General features: G+C 58.8%; 12 protein-coding genes. 3 read left to right on the top strand and 9 right to left on the bottom strand.

Translation table 11 applies throughout. The features are described from left to right. Positions 1 to 19 precede the first annotated feature (19 nt). The gene (locus tag CRP02_RS24335; protein ID WP_097172521.1) at positions 20 to 760 is read left to right on the top strand and encodes a copper homeostasis protein CutC; all 741 of its coding nucleotides are present in this window, start codon (positions 20 to 22) and stop codon (positions 758 to 760) included. Here the strand turns inward: CRP02_RS24335 and CRP02_RS24330 are convergent. The 7 genes from CRP02_RS24330 to CRP02_RS24300 form a co-directional block, all read right to left on the bottom strand. Continuing rightward, complete coding sequence (locus tag CRP02_RS24330) at positions 726 to 1,877, bottom strand: glycosyltransferase family protein (RefSeq protein ID WP_097172520.1); 1,152 nt, start codon at positions 1,875 to 1,877, stop codon at positions 726 to 728. The two genes, CRP02_RS24335 and CRP02_RS24330, sit on opposite strands and share 35 nt — an antisense overlap. Next, positions 1,874 to 3,121, bottom strand: coding sequence for a glycosyltransferase family 4 protein (locus CRP02_RS24325; protein ID WP_179784120.1), 1,248 nt, complete (start codon positions 3,119 to 3,121; stop codon positions 1,874 to 1,876). The genes CRP02_RS24330 and CRP02_RS24325 overlap by 4 nt, the downstream gene beginning before the upstream one ends. Before the next feature lie 43 nt (positions 3,122 to 3,164). Further along, positions 3,165 to 4,373, bottom strand: coding sequence for a glycosyltransferase family protein (locus CRP02_RS24320; protein WP_003516795.1), 1,209 nt, complete (start codon positions 4,371 to 4,373; stop codon positions 3,165 to 3,167). Between the two features lie 72 nt (positions 4,374 to 4,445). Continuing rightward, a complete protein-coding gene (locus tag CRP02_RS24315; RefSeq protein WP_097172519.1) occupies positions 4,446 to 5,621 on the bottom strand; it encodes an ABC transporter permease in 1,176 nt (391 codons plus the stop codon). After that, positions 5,618 to 6,616 carry an ABC transporter permease gene (locus CRP02_RS24310; protein ID WP_003516797.1) on the bottom strand — a complete coding sequence of 333 codons (999 nt, stop codon included), beginning with the start codon at positions 6,614 to 6,616 and terminating at the stop codon, positions 5,618 to 5,620. The genes CRP02_RS24315 and CRP02_RS24310 overlap by 4 nt, the downstream gene beginning before the upstream one ends. A 1-nt stretch (position 6,617) precedes the next feature. Next, positions 6,618 to 8,519 carry an ABC transporter substrate-binding protein gene (locus CRP02_RS24305; protein WP_097172518.1) on the bottom strand — a complete coding sequence of 634 codons (1,902 nt, stop codon included), beginning with the start codon at positions 8,517 to 8,519 and terminating at the stop codon, positions 6,618 to 6,620. After that, complete coding sequence (locus tag CRP02_RS24300) at positions 8,516 to 10,408, bottom strand: ABC transporter ATP-binding protein (RefSeq protein ID WP_097172517.1); 1,893 nt, start codon at positions 10,406 to 10,408, stop codon at positions 8,516 to 8,518. Before CRP02_RS24300 ends, CRP02_RS24305 begins: the two co-directional genes overlap by 4 nt. A 213-nt stretch (positions 10,409 to 10,621) precedes the next feature. On the opposite strand from CRP02_RS24300, the gene CRP02_RS24295 reads away from it, so the two are divergent. Further along, the gene (locus CRP02_RS24295; RefSeq protein ID WP_179784119.1) at positions 10,622 to 11,584 is read left to right on the top strand and encodes a glycosyltransferase family 32 protein; all 963 of its coding nucleotides are present in this window, start codon (positions 10,622 to 10,624) and stop codon (positions 11,582 to 11,584) included. Here the strand turns inward: CRP02_RS24295 and CRP02_RS24290 are convergent. Next, entirely contained in the window at positions 11,576 to 12,319 is a 744-nt protein-coding gene (locus CRP02_RS24290) for a polysaccharide deacetylase family protein (protein ID WP_097172516.1), read from the bottom strand. The genes CRP02_RS24295 and CRP02_RS24290 overlap by 9 nt on opposite strands. Beyond that, positions 12,316 to 13,413 carry a glycosyltransferase family 4 protein gene (locus CRP02_RS24285; RefSeq protein ID WP_097172515.1) on the bottom strand — a complete coding sequence of 366 codons (1,098 nt, stop codon included), beginning with the start codon at positions 13,411 to 13,413 and terminating at the stop codon, positions 12,316 to 12,318. Before CRP02_RS24285 ends, CRP02_RS24290 begins: the two co-directional genes overlap by 4 nt. A gap of 127 nt (positions 13,414 to 13,540) precedes the next feature. Between CRP02_RS24285 and CRP02_RS24280 the strand changes: the two genes are divergently transcribed. Beyond that, positions 13,541 to 14,881, top strand: a complete 1,341-nt coding sequence (locus CRP02_RS24280; protein ID WP_174002390.1) for a nucleotide sugar dehydrogenase — start codon at positions 13,541 to 13,543, stop codon at positions 14,879 to 14,881. Positions 14,882 to 14,893: the final 12 nt, after the last annotated feature.

Here is a 14,893-nt window from a genome sequence, read left to right as displayed (position 1 = left end):
TCAAAAGAAAGAGGTTACGATGATTCTCGAGATTTGCGTGGACGACGTGGCCGGTCTGGAAGCTGCGGTCAGGGGTGGGGCCGATCGAATAGAACTCTGCGCGGCATTGTCCGGTGGCGGTGTGACGCCGTCTGCGGGTTTCATGCACCGGGCGGCGGCCTACGCCCTGCCGGTGAGCGTGATGATCAGGCCGCGCGCCGGGGATTTCGTGTTCACGCGCGACGAAGCCGATGTGATGAAACGCGATATCGATGCGGCGCGCGCGGCGGGGCTTTCCGGCGTGGTGCTCGGTGCCTCGCTTGGCGATGGCTCGCTTGATATTTCCCTGCTCGAAGAACTGAGCCGCCACGCAGACGGGCTGGATATGACGCTGCACCGGGCGATCGACGTTGTTCCCGACATGGATGAGGCCTTGGAGGCCGCTATCGCGCTGGGTTTCCCGAGAATTCTGACCTCCGGAGGCGCGCGTTCGGCGCTTGAGGGTATCGAGACCTTGGCGCGATTATCCGAGCTTGCCGCCGGGCGGATTGTCATCATGCCGGGGGCCGGGGTGCGTCCACCAGTCGTGCAGACATTGCTGGACCGCTTTCCCATTACGGAGATCCACGCATCCTGTTCCGCCATTCCGTTTTACGATCCGGAAAGCCGGGTGGCGAAACTCGGTTTCACCGGCGCGGGGCGCAAGGGTACGGATGAAGAGGCCGTTCGAGAATTAAAGGCGATCCTCACCGCTCATCAAAAAGGCGGCGCAAAGCTCTAGCCGTTCCTGCGGCGCCATCGAGATCGAGGTGGATCACGTCCGGTCCCGGCAGGGCCAATGCCGCCCTGATGGCATCGGCCATGGATTGCGCAGAGATATCCTTCTCTTCCAGAACCTGTGCCAGTCCCAGCCGCGCCAGCCTTTCGGCGCGGGCGCTCTGTTCCGTTTCGCCATCGGCCGCAAACGGGATCAGAAGCGAGCGGCATTTCGCCTGTAGAATATCGCAGACGGTGTTGTAACCGGCCTGCGAAACCGAAAGCCGCGCGCCGGCAAGCAGGCTTGCGAAATCCTTGCGGAAGCGGAAGATGGACACATTTTCGGGCGCCTGCGCCGAGATCGCATCGAAATCTGCCCGCGGCATGTTGGGGCCGGTTATGAGGCACCAGCTTTTGATCTCTTCCAGCAGAGGCGATGCCTCAAGTGCGGCCCGGATAAGGGCTGCACCAACGGCACCTCCGCCAGCGGAAACGACGATATCGAACTTTTCCGCCGGTTCCGGCGATGGCAGCGGCGCGACGAGGCCGGTATAGACAACGCGCTGGCTGATTTCGCCGGCAAGGGGAAAGGTCTCCTCCAGCCGGACGAAATCCGGATCTCCGTGGACCAGCACCGCGTCGAAATGTTTCTTCACCAGCGACACGGTTTCTTCGTCCCGGCCCGGTTTGGTTTTTTCCTGCAGAATATCGCGCAGCGACGTCATGACGAGCGGGCGCGGTTCACTCTCCTCGATCTCGTCCAGAAGCGGCAGCAATTCGAAACGTACCTGCCTGCGGCCAAAGGGGAAGGCCTCTATGATGACGATATCCGGCTTTGCACCGTGATAGGCGCCGATCAGCATATCCGTTCGAAGCTTTTTGAAGTCGTCATCGACCGGTTTGCCGGAACTGTCGACAAGGCCGGAAAAGCTGCCATCGCTGACGGCGATTGGCGGCAATTCGACATGGCGGATGCCTTCGCCCGGGAAGCCCGGAACCGGGGTGCCGCCTGTCACCAGAACGACATCGAAACCATCAGCCTGAAGGGCATTGGCAACGCGGCTGGCGCGGGCGATATGGCCGATGCCCAGAAGGTGCTGGACGTAGAAGAAAACGGAAGGGCGCTTTTCCGTATCGGTCATGGCGTTTTTTCCCACTCGGTTTCGAACAGCGTCTTCAACTCGGCAATGCTGGTGCGGTTGTCGAAGGCGGTTCGCACACGGTTTTCCGCCGAACTACCCAGACGCTCACGCAATTGCGGATCGGTAATCGCCGTGCGCAGAGCCTCGGCGAAGGCAACCGGATTTTCGGGCTCCGTCAGCAGGCCGTTTTCACCGTCCACGAAGAATTCCGGAATGCCTGATATATTGGTGGAAATGCAGGTCAGCGCCTGGCTGGCGGCCTCGACCAGCACATTGGGAAGACCGTCGCGGTCACCATCGCTGGTGATGCGGCAGGCAAGGGCGAAGAGGTCGGCCTCGCGGTAATTCTCCAGCACCTGTTTCTGGTCCATGGCGCCGGTCCAGACGATCTTGTCGGCGATGCCAAGCTCGTCGGCGAGTTTTTTCAACCCGACAAGTTCGTCGCCGCCACCGATATGGGTGAAACGCCAATGGATGCCCTGCGGAAGCGAGGTCAAAGCCTGCAACAGAATATCGATGCCCTTTTTCTTGACGGCCCGTCCGACACTCAAAATCCTGACCGGATCATGAGCGTCCGATCCATCTCTTTGCGGACGCGGCGTGTCGAAATGCGGGAAGCGGGTGAGATCAAGACCGTGATAGCTCAAATGCACATTCTGTTTGACGCCGGAAAGGGTGCGAAGATGCTGAAAGCCGCTTGCGGTGCAGGTCACGGCCCAGCGGGCGCTTTCCAGCTTTGCGGCAAGGTCCCGGTCGCTGGAGGTCCAGATATCCTTGGCGTGGGCCGAAATCGTCCAGGGCGTGCCGGTGATAAGATGGGTATAGGCGGCGACCGAGGCGGGTGTGTGGATGAAGTGAACATGGAGCCACCCGGCATCTACAGGCCATTCGTGCGCCAGCACGGCCGCCTGCCCGAAACGGCGGAAGCGGTTGCGGCTGAGATCATGCGGCAGATCGCTAAAAAACCGACGCAGCGCCTTGGTGAAGCCTGGCTTTTTGCGGCATGCCCACAGGGCCTTCAGCACGCGGATGGGCTCTTCATGCAGATATTCCGGCAGGTAGGTCACGGGTGCGCGGATTTCATCGTGAACGGGGTGGCGTTTTTTATCCGTCGGGCGGCGCATGGACATGAGTTCCAGCGTAAGGCCAGCCTTTTCAAGCCCCAGAAGTTCCTGGGCGATGAAAGTTTCGGACAGGCGCGGATAGCCCTTGAGGAGCACCACGATTTTTTTTGTGTCGGTCACGTTGCGCGTGTCTCTTTTGAAGCGGTGGTTGTCGGGGAGCCGGTCACGCTGTCAGCGTTATTGGCACCTTGTCGCCCTCGGGCGGCAGCCATTCAGCTATCCGTTTCGAAATGTTTTCCAGACCATCGAGCTTCAGGTCCTGCGAATTGACGGAAGGCGGCGCGCGGTTGGGCAGCGCTTTAAGAGCTGCCGCCATTTTTGCCGGATTCTCGGCATCCTCAGGTAAAAGCATGTCGAACAGGCCGAGCTCCGACGCGCGGCTTGCGCGGATAAGCTGCTCTTCCCTCGGCACCGTGCGCGGCACGACGAGGGCAGGCTTGTCGAACGACAATATCTCGCAGACGGTGTTGTAGCCGCCCATTGACACGACGGCCTGAGCGCCGGCAACGAGGTCTTCCATGCGGTTGTCGAATTCGATGATCTCGATGTACGGAATATCGGCAACGCTGCTCATGAAGCGCTGGCGCTGGTCTGCCGGCATGTAAGGGCCGAGCACCACGAGCGCCTTGTGCGTCAGTTCGCTATCATGACGGTAGGCGTTGATGACGTCATCGATCAATTCGCTGCCGTCACCGCCGCCGCCGGTGGTGATGAGAAGATAGTCGCCCTCCGGCCGGTGCGCCACGGTTTCCGCCTGCGTTTTGGAGCGTTGCAGGAAGCCGACGAAATCCATCTTGTCGCGAACGGTCTGGGGAACGTCGAGCCCCGTCAAGGGGTCGTGGAAATCCGGCGGGCCATAAATCCAGACGTGGTCATAGAACTTGCCGATCTTGGTCATCACGTCATTGCGCTTCCACTCCGCTTCAAGCAGTTGCGGTGCATCCATGACGTCACGCAGGCCGATGACAAGCTTAGTTCCCTGTCCCTTGAGATACGCAAGCGTTTCCTCCACCTCGCCACGAAGACCCATGGGCTCCTTGTCGACGATGAAGATATCCGGCTGGAAGCTTTCGGCAGTGTGATAGATGATAGAGCGGCGCATCTTCAGTGTTTCCTGAAGATCGATATGCCTGTCCATGGAGGTGTATTCGCCATTGCGCAGCTTGATGACGCTCGGGATTTTCACGAAATCGACACGAGCGCGATAATCGAAGGCGCCGGCAATAGTCGCACCCGAAATGATAAGCACGTTGAGGCCGCGATAATCCTCCACCAGCGCGTGAGCGATCGTGCGACAGCGCCGCAGATGTCCGAGGCCGAAGGAATCGTGGCTGTACATGAGGATGCGTGCGTCGTTCAGACGGGAGGTCATCGGCCACACCTCTTTTTGCCTTTCCCAAAAAAGGCGATGGCGGAAGAGCAGTTTATCAAGGCGTGTTCCATTTTATCTGAAGGGATCCGCAGCATCACGTAGTCCGTCACCGAAGAAATTAAAGGCCAGAATGACGAGAACAACCGGAATCGTCGGGATGAGAAGCCACGGATATAGCGCAATGACGCTGACGCTGCGCGCCTCCGTGAGCAGAATTCCCCAACTTGTGATCGGCGGTCTGAGGCCGAGACCAAGGAAGCTCAGCGCGGTTTCGCCGAGAATCATGCCCGGTATCGTCAGCGTCGCCGAGGCGATCAGATGTGACATGAAGCCGGGGATAAGGTGCCTGCCGATGATGCGCGGCGTACCGGCGCCCATCAGTTGTGCAGCCAAAACATAGTCTTCCTCGCGCAATGCCAGCAATTTGGAGCGCACGGCGCGCGCCAGTCCCGTCCAGTCCAGCATGCCGAGAATGATGGTGATGCCAAGATAGACGAGGATCGGACTCCAGGTCACCGGCATGATCGCTGCGAGTGCGAGCCACAGCGGAATGCTCGGAATGGATTGCAGGACTTCGATGATACGCTGGACGATGAGATCGAAAGTGCCGCCGCGATAACCTGCCAGACCGCCGATCACAATGCCGAGAACGAAGCTCATGGCGACACCGAGAAGGCCGATCGTCAGCGAGATGCGCGCGCCATAGATGATCCGCGACAGCACGTCTCGTCCAAGCCGGTCGGTGCCGAGCAGGAACATTTCACCGCCTTCGGCCGGACATACGAGGTGAGTTCTAGCCTCGATCATGCCCCAGAAATGATAGGTATCGCCCTTGCAGAAGAAACGCAGCGGCTGGATATCCGTCGGCACATCCCGGTAGACACGCCGCAGATTGTCCATGTCGAGTGTCATTTCGCGCCCATAGACGAAGGGCCCGACAAATTTTCCGTCATTGAAAAGGTGAATGGCCTGGGGTGGGGCGTAGATATGCTCGATATTGCGGGTGTGAAGATTGTAAGGCGCGAGGAACTCGCTGATCAGGATCGAAAGATAAAGCACCACCAGAAAGGCGCCGGACCAGACGGCGATCTTGTGCTGGCGGAACTGCCACCACATGAGCCGCAGCTGTGACGCCTTGCTGAAGGCCGCCATTCCGGACGTATTGGGTTCGATGAGCGACGGGTCGAACGGCGCCGTGGAAACGTAGTGGGGCAGTACTTCGCCGGAAGTCGGGATGGATGAAGTCATTTGACGTTACCACCTCCGAAGCGGATTCTCGGGTCAAGTATGGCAAGGGCGATATCCGACACAAGAACGCCGATCACCGTGAGGAAAGCAAGGAACATCAGGAAGGAGCCGGCCAGGTACATGTCCTGGCTTTGCAGCGCCCGGATGAGCATCGGACCGGTTGTTTCGAGCGACAGCACGACGGCGGTGATTTCCGCGCCTGATATGATGGCGGGCAGGATCGAGCCGATGTCCGAGATGAAGAAATTCAGCGCCATGCGCAGCGGATATTTGATCAGCACCTTGAAAGGGTGAAGCCCCTTGGCGCGGGCGGTTACGACATATTGTTTCTGCAACTCGTCCAAGAGGTTGGCGCGCAGGCGGCGGATCATGCCGGCCGTGCCCGCCGTTCCGATGATGAGAACGGGTATCCAGATATGTTCGAGGATCGACTTGAACTTTGGCCAGCTCATCGCTTGGTTTAGATATTCCCGATCCATCAGATGGCCGATGGAGATGCCGAACCAGATATTGGCGAAATACATCAGTATCAGCGCCAGCATGAAGTTGGGGATGGCGATGCCGAGCAGACCGAGGAAGGTCAGGCCATAGTCACCCCAGCTATATTTGTGCGTGGCGGAGTAGATGCCGATCGGGAAGGCAAGAATCCAGGTGACGATGATGGTGACGAAGGACACCAGAACCGTCAACCACAGACGGTCTCCCACAACCTCGTTTACCGGCAGTTGATATTCGAAAGAATAACCGAAATCGCCGACCAGCATGCCGGTTGCCCAGCGGAAGTAACGGATCGGCGCCGGCTGGTCGAAGCCGTAGCGGACGCGTAACTCCTCGATTTCGGCAAGGTTTGCGGTCTCGCCCATGGCGCGCAGTTCGGCGACGTAGCTTTCGAAATAATCGCCCGGCGGCAATTCGATGATGGTGAAAACCAGCATCGATATCAGGATCAGCGTGGGGATCATGACGAGGATGCGCTTGAGAATATACCGCAGCATATCAGGCGTCTCCGTCATACCAGAAGGCATCCGGCATGTAGATGCCGAGATACGATGTGGGTTCAAAGCCGAAAAGCGCCTTTTCCGGCACGTTTCGCATGCGTTTGACATGGACGACGGGTTGCAGCGCGCCGTTGACGATGCCGATGGAAAATACCTGCTGCGTGTAGATACCAAGCATTTCCAGCCAGATTGCCTCGCGCTCTTCCTCGGTGACGCTTCGGCGCCATTTTTTCAGGAGATCGAGCAGATGCGCTGCTTCCGGCAGGTCAGGCTCCTTGCCCTCACGCCCGCCGGACAGATAATGGATGCCCCAGACCGGCCATTGCAACTGGTCGTCGCCGGTGGGCGCAAGGCCCGAAGGCAGCATGTCGGGGGTCGGCACGCCATTGTCCATGCCCATCCACACCGACATCAGCACCTCGCCGCCCATGGCGCGCTTGCGGAAGACATCTCGCTGGGTCGGGCGGACCGAAACCGAAATGCCGATATGCCGCCAGTGGTCTGTGACCAGTTCCATCACGTCCGTTTCGAGCGTGCTTTCGCCTGTGGTCTCGACGATGATATAGGCCGGGCGGCCGTCCGGCAGAAGCCGGTTGCCGGCGCCGTCGCGCTTATCGAGACCCGCTTCGTCAAGCAACCTGTTGGCCATCGCCCGGTCGAAGGCACTCCAGGCCTCGGCAAATTCCGGCCGGTAAAGCGGGCTTTCCGGCAAGACGGTGTCGGCGCTTTCCTTGGCCAGCCCGTAAAAGCAGACCATGTTGATTTCGTGCCGGTTTATAGCGAGCGACATCGCGCGGCGCACGCGCACGTCCTGGAAACAGCTCCGCCATACCGGATCGGCGCAGTTCAGATTGGGCAAAAGTGCAATGCGCGACCCTTGAGAGCGCTTGTAGAGGTTCACCTTCAGAGGAAAGCGCTTTTCGGCATCCTTCAGGAAGGTGTAGTCGGCGAAATCGAGGCCGAAATATTGCAGATCGCTGTCACCCGACGCTGTCTTCGCCGAGATAATGTCGGAAGAGGTGACGTTCAGCAGGAACCGGTCGAGATAGGGCAGTTGCAGGCCGTTTTCGTCGACACGGTGATAATAGGGATTGCGCTCGAAAACGAACTGTTCGGCCGGTGGCGAAGTCGTATTGCGCCAGGCGTCCAGCGTCGGCAGAGCGGGATTTTCCGGACGGACCTGCCGCGACATCTTGATATGCAGCCCGCTCCAGTCATCCGCCTTGTTCTTCTTGATGAGCTTGGCGAGGTTTTCCGCGGTCTGATATTTGACGTGGAACTGCTTCATATAGGCGGCGGGCAGGAAAAGCCGCGCAGGCGATGCTGCTGCGAGCTTAGCCAGAAAATCGGGGTTCGGACCTTCCCAGGTATAGCGCACCGTCAGCCGGTCGATGACTTCGATCTGTGGAGGGTTGTTGTTGACCAGCAGTTCGATTGGCGGGCCGCCCTTGTGAATTTCCTTGTTGAGAGCAACATCCTCCCAGAAATACCGGAAATCCTCGGAGGTTAAATCGCTACCGTCGGACCATTTATGGCCTTCGCGCAGCTTGAAGGTGAAGATGCGTTCGTCCTGAACGTCGTAGCTTTCCAGAATGTCGGGATGAAGCTCGAATTTTTCGTCGTAACCGACAAGGCGGGCATAGTTGCTGATGGGCATAAGCCGGATATCGCGCTGGCCGCCGATCAGCATGCGCACGGAACCGCCGTGTTTTCCGGGCTCCCGGCCAAGCGCCTTCATATCGATGACGCGCGGGTTTTTCGGCAAGCGCTCGGCAATATCAGGCAACTCGCCTTTTTCCCGCTTTTCCTTGAAGTAGGTGGGGTCGGTATAGGCAGCGCGCGCATAGGTCGGCAAAAAGACGGAGGCCATCAAGGCAAGGGTGGTGCGGCGCGTAATCACGAGCGAAGCTCCCTGATGTCGGCATTGCCGTTTGCGAGAACGAAATGGCCGTCGCCAAGATCGGCAGAGATCATTTCGCCGTCACCCTCGTCGCGGAATTGCTTGCCCCAGTCGAACTTGCCCGTGGCGCTGATCTTGCCGATGGTGCGGAAATCGAGCGGACGGTCGAGATCGGGGAAAGGCACGGCCGCCAGCAACGATTTTGTATAGGGGTGAACCGGAGCGCGCATCATGATTTCCCGCGGCGCCAGCTCGACGATGCGGCCCTCGCACATCACCGCCACGCGGTCCGCCATGTAATCCACCACTGCCAGATTGTGCGAGATGAAGAGGTAGGTAAGTCCGAGGTCCTTCTGCAAATCCTTGAGCAGGTTGAGGATTTGCGCCTGCACCGAGACATCTAGGGCAGAAACAGGTTCGTCGCAGATCAGCAGTTCGGGACCCAACGCCAGCGCTCTGGCAATGCCGATACGCTGCCTCTGGCCGCCTGAGAAACTGTGCGGATAACGGTTCAGCGCGCTTTCTCCAAGGCCGATGGCCTTGACGAGATTACGGACTTTTTCCGCGCGGTATTTCGCATCGCCCCGTCCATGGATTTCAAGCGGTTCGCTCAAAATATTGCGCACGGTCATGCGCGGTGAAAGCGATGAGATCGGGTCCTGGAAGACCATCTGTATCTTGGACCGCAATTCCTTTAGATCGCCGTCCCTTGCGTTGAGGACGTCGATATCGCCCTGCGGCCGGTGAAAGGTCACGGAGCCTTCATCCGGGCGAACGGCGCGCATGAGGATTTTGCTGACGGTTGTCTTGCCGCTGCCGCTTTCGCCGACGAGGCCAAGGCATTCTCCCCGGCGAATTTCAAAACTGACGCTGTTGACCGCCTTGGTGGCATTGGCATCGCGGCGGCTGAACCAGCTGGACTTCCGGGTCGTGAAGGTCTTGCTGATATTCTCCACGGTCAAGAGCGGGCCGGGGGTCTTGTTCACTGCGGCGGTCTTCTTGCCGACAAGGCTTTCGTGGTCGACGGTGATCTCACGAAGTGCCTTCAGCCTCTCACCCGGCTTCATGTCGAAATGCGGCACGGCGGCCATCAGGCCCTTGAGATAGGGGTGGCTCGGTGCCTTGAAAATATCGTCGACCGTTCCTGCTTCCATGATCTCGCCCTGATAGATCACGGCAACCTCGTCGGCGATGTTTGCCACCACGCCGAGATCGTGGGTGATGAGCAGCATGCTCATGTTCAGCCGGCTCTGGAGATCGCGCAGGAGTTTGAGGATTTGCGCCTGTATGGTTACATCAAGAGCCGTCGTCGGTTCGTCGGCGATCAGAAGGGCGGGGCGACAGATCAGTGCCATGGCGATCATGGCGCGCTGGCGCATGCCGCCCGACAATTCGAAGGGATACATGTTCACGACCTTCTTCGGGTTGGAAAACCCTACAAGGTCGAGCGTCTCATACATTTTTTCCGCGCGCTCGGCGGGCGACAGGATGCTGTGGATTCTCAGCGCCTCGTCAATCTGGTTGCCGATCGTGTGCAACGGCGAAAAAGACGTCATGGGTTCCTGAAAAATCAGCCCGATGCGATTTCCGCGTATGGCGCGGATTTCCCGGCCGTCCTTCGGCAGTTGCAGCAGATCGACGGGGCCGGCTGCGGCATTTGCGGGATCGGTGAACAGCACGCGGCCGTTTACGCGCGCCGTCTTGGGGTGGATGCCCATGATCGTCTGGCCGATGACGGATTTTCCGGAGCCGGATTCTCCGACAAGCGCGGTCACTTTTCCCGGAAGAATGCGAAGGCTGGCACCCCTCACGGCGTCAATCGTGCCACCCATAAGAGAAAACGAGACCCGCAGATTTTCAATACGGAGCAAATCTGCGCCTGCGCTCATGCTAAAAGGTTCCTTGCCGTCTCTCTTTATCGTTGTCTTGTGACAATTTGCTCAGGAGGGCTTAAAGGCACGTTATCGTAGGGTTTGTTGTCTGTCTATGCCTCTGAAACATCGAATTGTTTAGCAAATTCAAAGCCGGCTTCCAATTTGCAATGGCTTGCCTGATGGCTTGTGTTTGGCGATATGTTAACGAACGTTCCCGGGTGAGGATCCATGTCCGACAAGAAATATTACGATGCCCAGCTGGATAGAGCCCGGCAGTTGCAAAACCAAGGACAATATGCGGAAGCGCATGCGGTTCTCTTATCGCTGGTTGCAGTAAAAGACGGGCACCTGATGGGTGAGCGGACAGTGCTCGGTGTGCCGCGCAGGTTGCATGCGGCACGGCTGCGTCTTGCCAAGGCTGAAGGTGATGTGGTCGCGAGGATCGGCTATCAATATACGCTGGTTCCGCCGCCGCAGGTGCTTGCAAAATATGCGCATTTTTCCCCGGAGGAGCACCGCGCCATCAATCTGAAAAGCAGGGAGGACGTGCCGAGGCGCATCCACCAGATTTGGATCGGAGACAAGGCCCCGCCCGTATCGGTCAAGGCCTGGGCCGCCCATGCCGCCTCGCATGGCTACGAATATCGCCTCTGGCGGGAGGCCGATCTTGAGCGGGAAGGCGTGTTTTCGAATGACGTCTTCAGGACGATGCTGGAAGACGGCGATTATCCCGGCGCTGTTGATGTGGCCCGCTATGTCGTGCTGGAGCGTTTTGGTGGCATCTATCTTGATTGCGACTGGTATCCGGCGCGGGATGATGCGAGTTTCGATGCTTTCCTGCCACTGGTAGGGCTGACGGCCTTTGATGAAGAAACGCCGCGCGATACCGGGCAGGGCAGCATGCTTCTTGCCAACTCTTTCATTGCGACACCTGCCGGCCATCCGGTCTTCAGCAAGATGCTGGAGGCGTTTCCGAGGATTCTTGAGGAAATGCCGCGTGCGCCAGCCTGGTGGTCGACGGGTCCGCTGATCTTTACCGTCATCGCTCGGGCTGGGAGCATCAGCCTTGCGCCGGTGGGGTTTGTTGCCGCTTCTCTTGCCGATCGCGCCGCGTTGCAGGAGGTCGAAGCTGTCAGGCGCGAACTTGCCACTGAGACGGGTGGTTTGCTGATTGCCTGGAAGTCATGGTGATATTTGGTTGATGAGTTCCGCCGAGGAACGCCAGCGCGCGGCAGGATGGCTGGCAGTCACCTCGAAAAGCCGTTTCAGAAAACGCCAGACGTTGTCATCATGCACGAGATGATGGGTAAGGATGCCGGTCGTGCCACCGCGCTCCGCAGTCCGCAGGATGCGGGCGGCGGTCTCGGCGAAAAGGATGTCGTCTTCGCGCCCACCGCGGCTGCCGTGCCAGTCGATCACGTCGACATGGGTGTTCAGGCAAGGTGGCACGGCGTCTTTCTCCGGGCCGAAAACCGAAAGCGCCCTATATCCGAGGTCCGCCAGTCCCTGCACCACATTGGCATCTATGCGGTTCCACGGCGGAACGAGCATAGGCACGAAACGCCTGCCATGCAGATCGTGCAGTTTTTCCAGCCCGGATTGCAACTCGTCGAGAACGATGGACAGGTCACGGTGTGATCCGAGTTCCTGTTTCTTTTCTTTCTCGGTGGCATAGTTCGTATGGGACCAGCCATGCACGGCGACATGGGCAATGTCAGTCGTATCCAGGTGCTGCGCGAGCTTGTCCGTCGTCATCTCGGGGATAACCGCAAGCGTGACCGGAGCGGAAAAGCTGCTGCAAAGATCGAGCAGCGTGTCGAGCGCCGGTGTCGGTTCTACCGCATCGTCGTCCCTGAGCCAGAGATCGGCCGTTATGCCGCGTCGTCCACATTCATCCAGTGCCGCGACGAGTGTTTCCAGACTCATGATGTTCGTGCCTTTGCTCGCAACAGGATATCGTTCAGTTCTCTTGCGGCGTTTTCCAGAGATCGTTCATTTTTTACGAATTGGCGGGCTGTCCTTGCCAAGTCCTCACGCCGTTTGTCATCGCCGAGCAGGGTTTCGATTGCTCCAGCATAGGCGGCTGTATCATTTTCCGGTGTCAGTAATCCGGTGGTTCCGGATTTTACCACTTCGGGAACGCCGGCAACCGCTTCGGCGATAACGGGCAGGCCCGCAGCCTGTGCCTCGAGATAGGCGAGACCGTAGGCTTCGCCATGCCCCGGCCAGACGTAAACCGATGCTTTTGAAAGAAGTTCTGCGATTTCGTTTGCGTTTTTTTCTCCGTGCCAGACAAGACGGCGATCGGGGAAAGAGCTGAACATGGCTTGCACGGCAGCGCGTTCCGGCCCGTCGCCGATGATATCCAATGTCCAGTTCAAGTCCTGCGGCAACAGGGCAAGCGCTTCGCGAAGCGCGCGGTAGCTGTCGAACTTGTCGCCCGCCCGCATCATGGCGACGGTGATGAGTTTTCCTGGTGTGGGGCGCGGAGCAATTTCAAGAAAATTACTGGCGTCGATAAAGGGCCCCAACATCGCCGAGCGGAGTGCGGGAGAGGCGCGGACAAGCCCGTCGCGATCACGCGCGGTGAAGCAGACATTGATGGCCGCAGCGTTCAATGCGGCCAGTAACTCGTCCTGAACCGCCTGCCAGCCCATGCCATTGCGCTTGGGGGAATAGGAGGCCTCGGCGGTGACGTAGGGAATATCGAAACGTCTGCTCAGTTCCGGCCCGAGCAAGTCCGGGGCCTTGTAATAGGGGTGATAACAAAACCACAGTTCCGGCGCGCCTTCCCGCTGCCAGCGCTCCGTGATGGTCTCGATTTCCTGCGTCGCCGCATCGGCAAGCAAGGACCGCGCCGGATCGTCAGCCTGTTTGAGAAAGCTGCGCAGCTCGGAAGCGACGGAAACATCGTGGCCGCCCATCGCCATCGCCTTCATCAGCAGGCGGGCCATCAGCCGGTCTCCTGAGGGAACGGGATGGTTGGGCGATTTGAGCGGTGAATAAAAAGCGATCCTCATCCGGATGGTTGTGCGTCGCCCATGGCTCTGGCGTCAACCGGAATTTGACAGGGCCGAGCCTTGACAGCCTGACCATTCTTGCCCAACTGAAGGGCATCTTTTGCACATGCGCGGAGCGTGACACGCTTTGACTTCCCCAGTCGTTTCCCAGAACCTGCTTTCCAGCATCGAAAACAAAAGCGCCAAAGCGGCGGTGATCGGCCTTGGCTATGTCGGCCTGCCGCTTGCCATCACGATCGCCAAGGCCGGGTTCAAGGTCGTCGGTTTCGATATCGATCCCGGTAAAATGGTCGCGATCGATGCCGGCCGCAGCTATATCGAGGCGGTTTCGGACGAGGTGCTGGCAAGCGTCAGGCGCGATGATGGCTTCATCGCAACTTCTGATTTTTCCAGACTGGCTGAATGCGATGTGATTGCCATCTGCGTGCCCACGCCCCTGACGAAATATCGCGAGCCGGACCTCTCCTATGTCGAAAAGACCTGCCGGGACATTGCCGCGCATCTGCGCAAGGGACAGCTTGTGGTGCTGGAATCGACCACCTATCCCGGCACGACCGACGGAGTTGTGAAGACCATTCTGGAGGGTACGGGACTTGTCTCCGGCGTCGACTTCTTCATCGGTTTTTCGCCCGAGCGGGAAGATCCCGGCAATCGCGACTTCGAGACCTCGACGATTCCGAAGGTCGTTGCAGGCGATGGCGAGGCTGCCGGAAAACTGATGGCTGCATTCTACGGCTCAGTGGTCAAGAAGATCGTTCCGGTCTCGACAAACGCCACGGCCGAGGCAGTGAAAATCACCGAAAACGTCTTCCGCGCTGTCAATATCGCGCTCGTCAATGAACTCAAGGTCGTCTATGAGGCCATGGGCATCGACATCTGGGAAGTGATCGACGCGGCGAAAACCAAGCCGTTCGGTTTCATGCCGTTCTATCCCGGCCCGGGTCTTGGTGGGCACTGCATACCGATCGATCCTTTCTATCTCACCTGGAAATCGCGGGAATACGAGTTGCCGACGCGGTTCATCGAGCTCGCCGGCGAAATCAACACCGGCATGCCGCGTCATGTCATCGGACGGGTTGCGGAAGCCCTCGACATCCGTTCCGGCAAGGCGCTCAGCCGCTCCAAGGTGCTGGTGGTCGGTCTCGCCTACAAGAAGAATGTGCCCGATATTCGTGAAAGTCCTTCGCTGAAACTCATAGAACTTATTCAGGAGCGCGGCGGCGAAGCGGCCTATTATGATCCGCACGTGGCAGAAATCCCGAAAACCCGGGAATATAGCCACCTGATGGGCATGAAATCCGTGGCTTGGGACAAGCAGACCATCAGCGCCTTTGACGCTGTTCTGGTGGCGACCGATCACGACAATGTGGATTATGCCGCTCTTTGCGAATGGTCGCCGCTGATCATCGATACGCGAAACGTCTTCGCACGTCGGGATATAGCCGCAAAACACATCATCAAGGCCTGATCGCCTTCTCCC

The sequence above is a fragment of the Rhizobium sp. AN5 genome (genome assembly GCF_900215255.1).
Classification (GTDB): Bacteria; Pseudomonadota; Alphaproteobacteria; order Rhizobiales; family Rhizobiaceae; genus Agrobacterium; species Agrobacterium tumefaciens.
The sequence above is the reverse complement of the archived record's forward strand: the minus strand, read 5'-3'. Positions and strand labels throughout refer to the sequence as shown.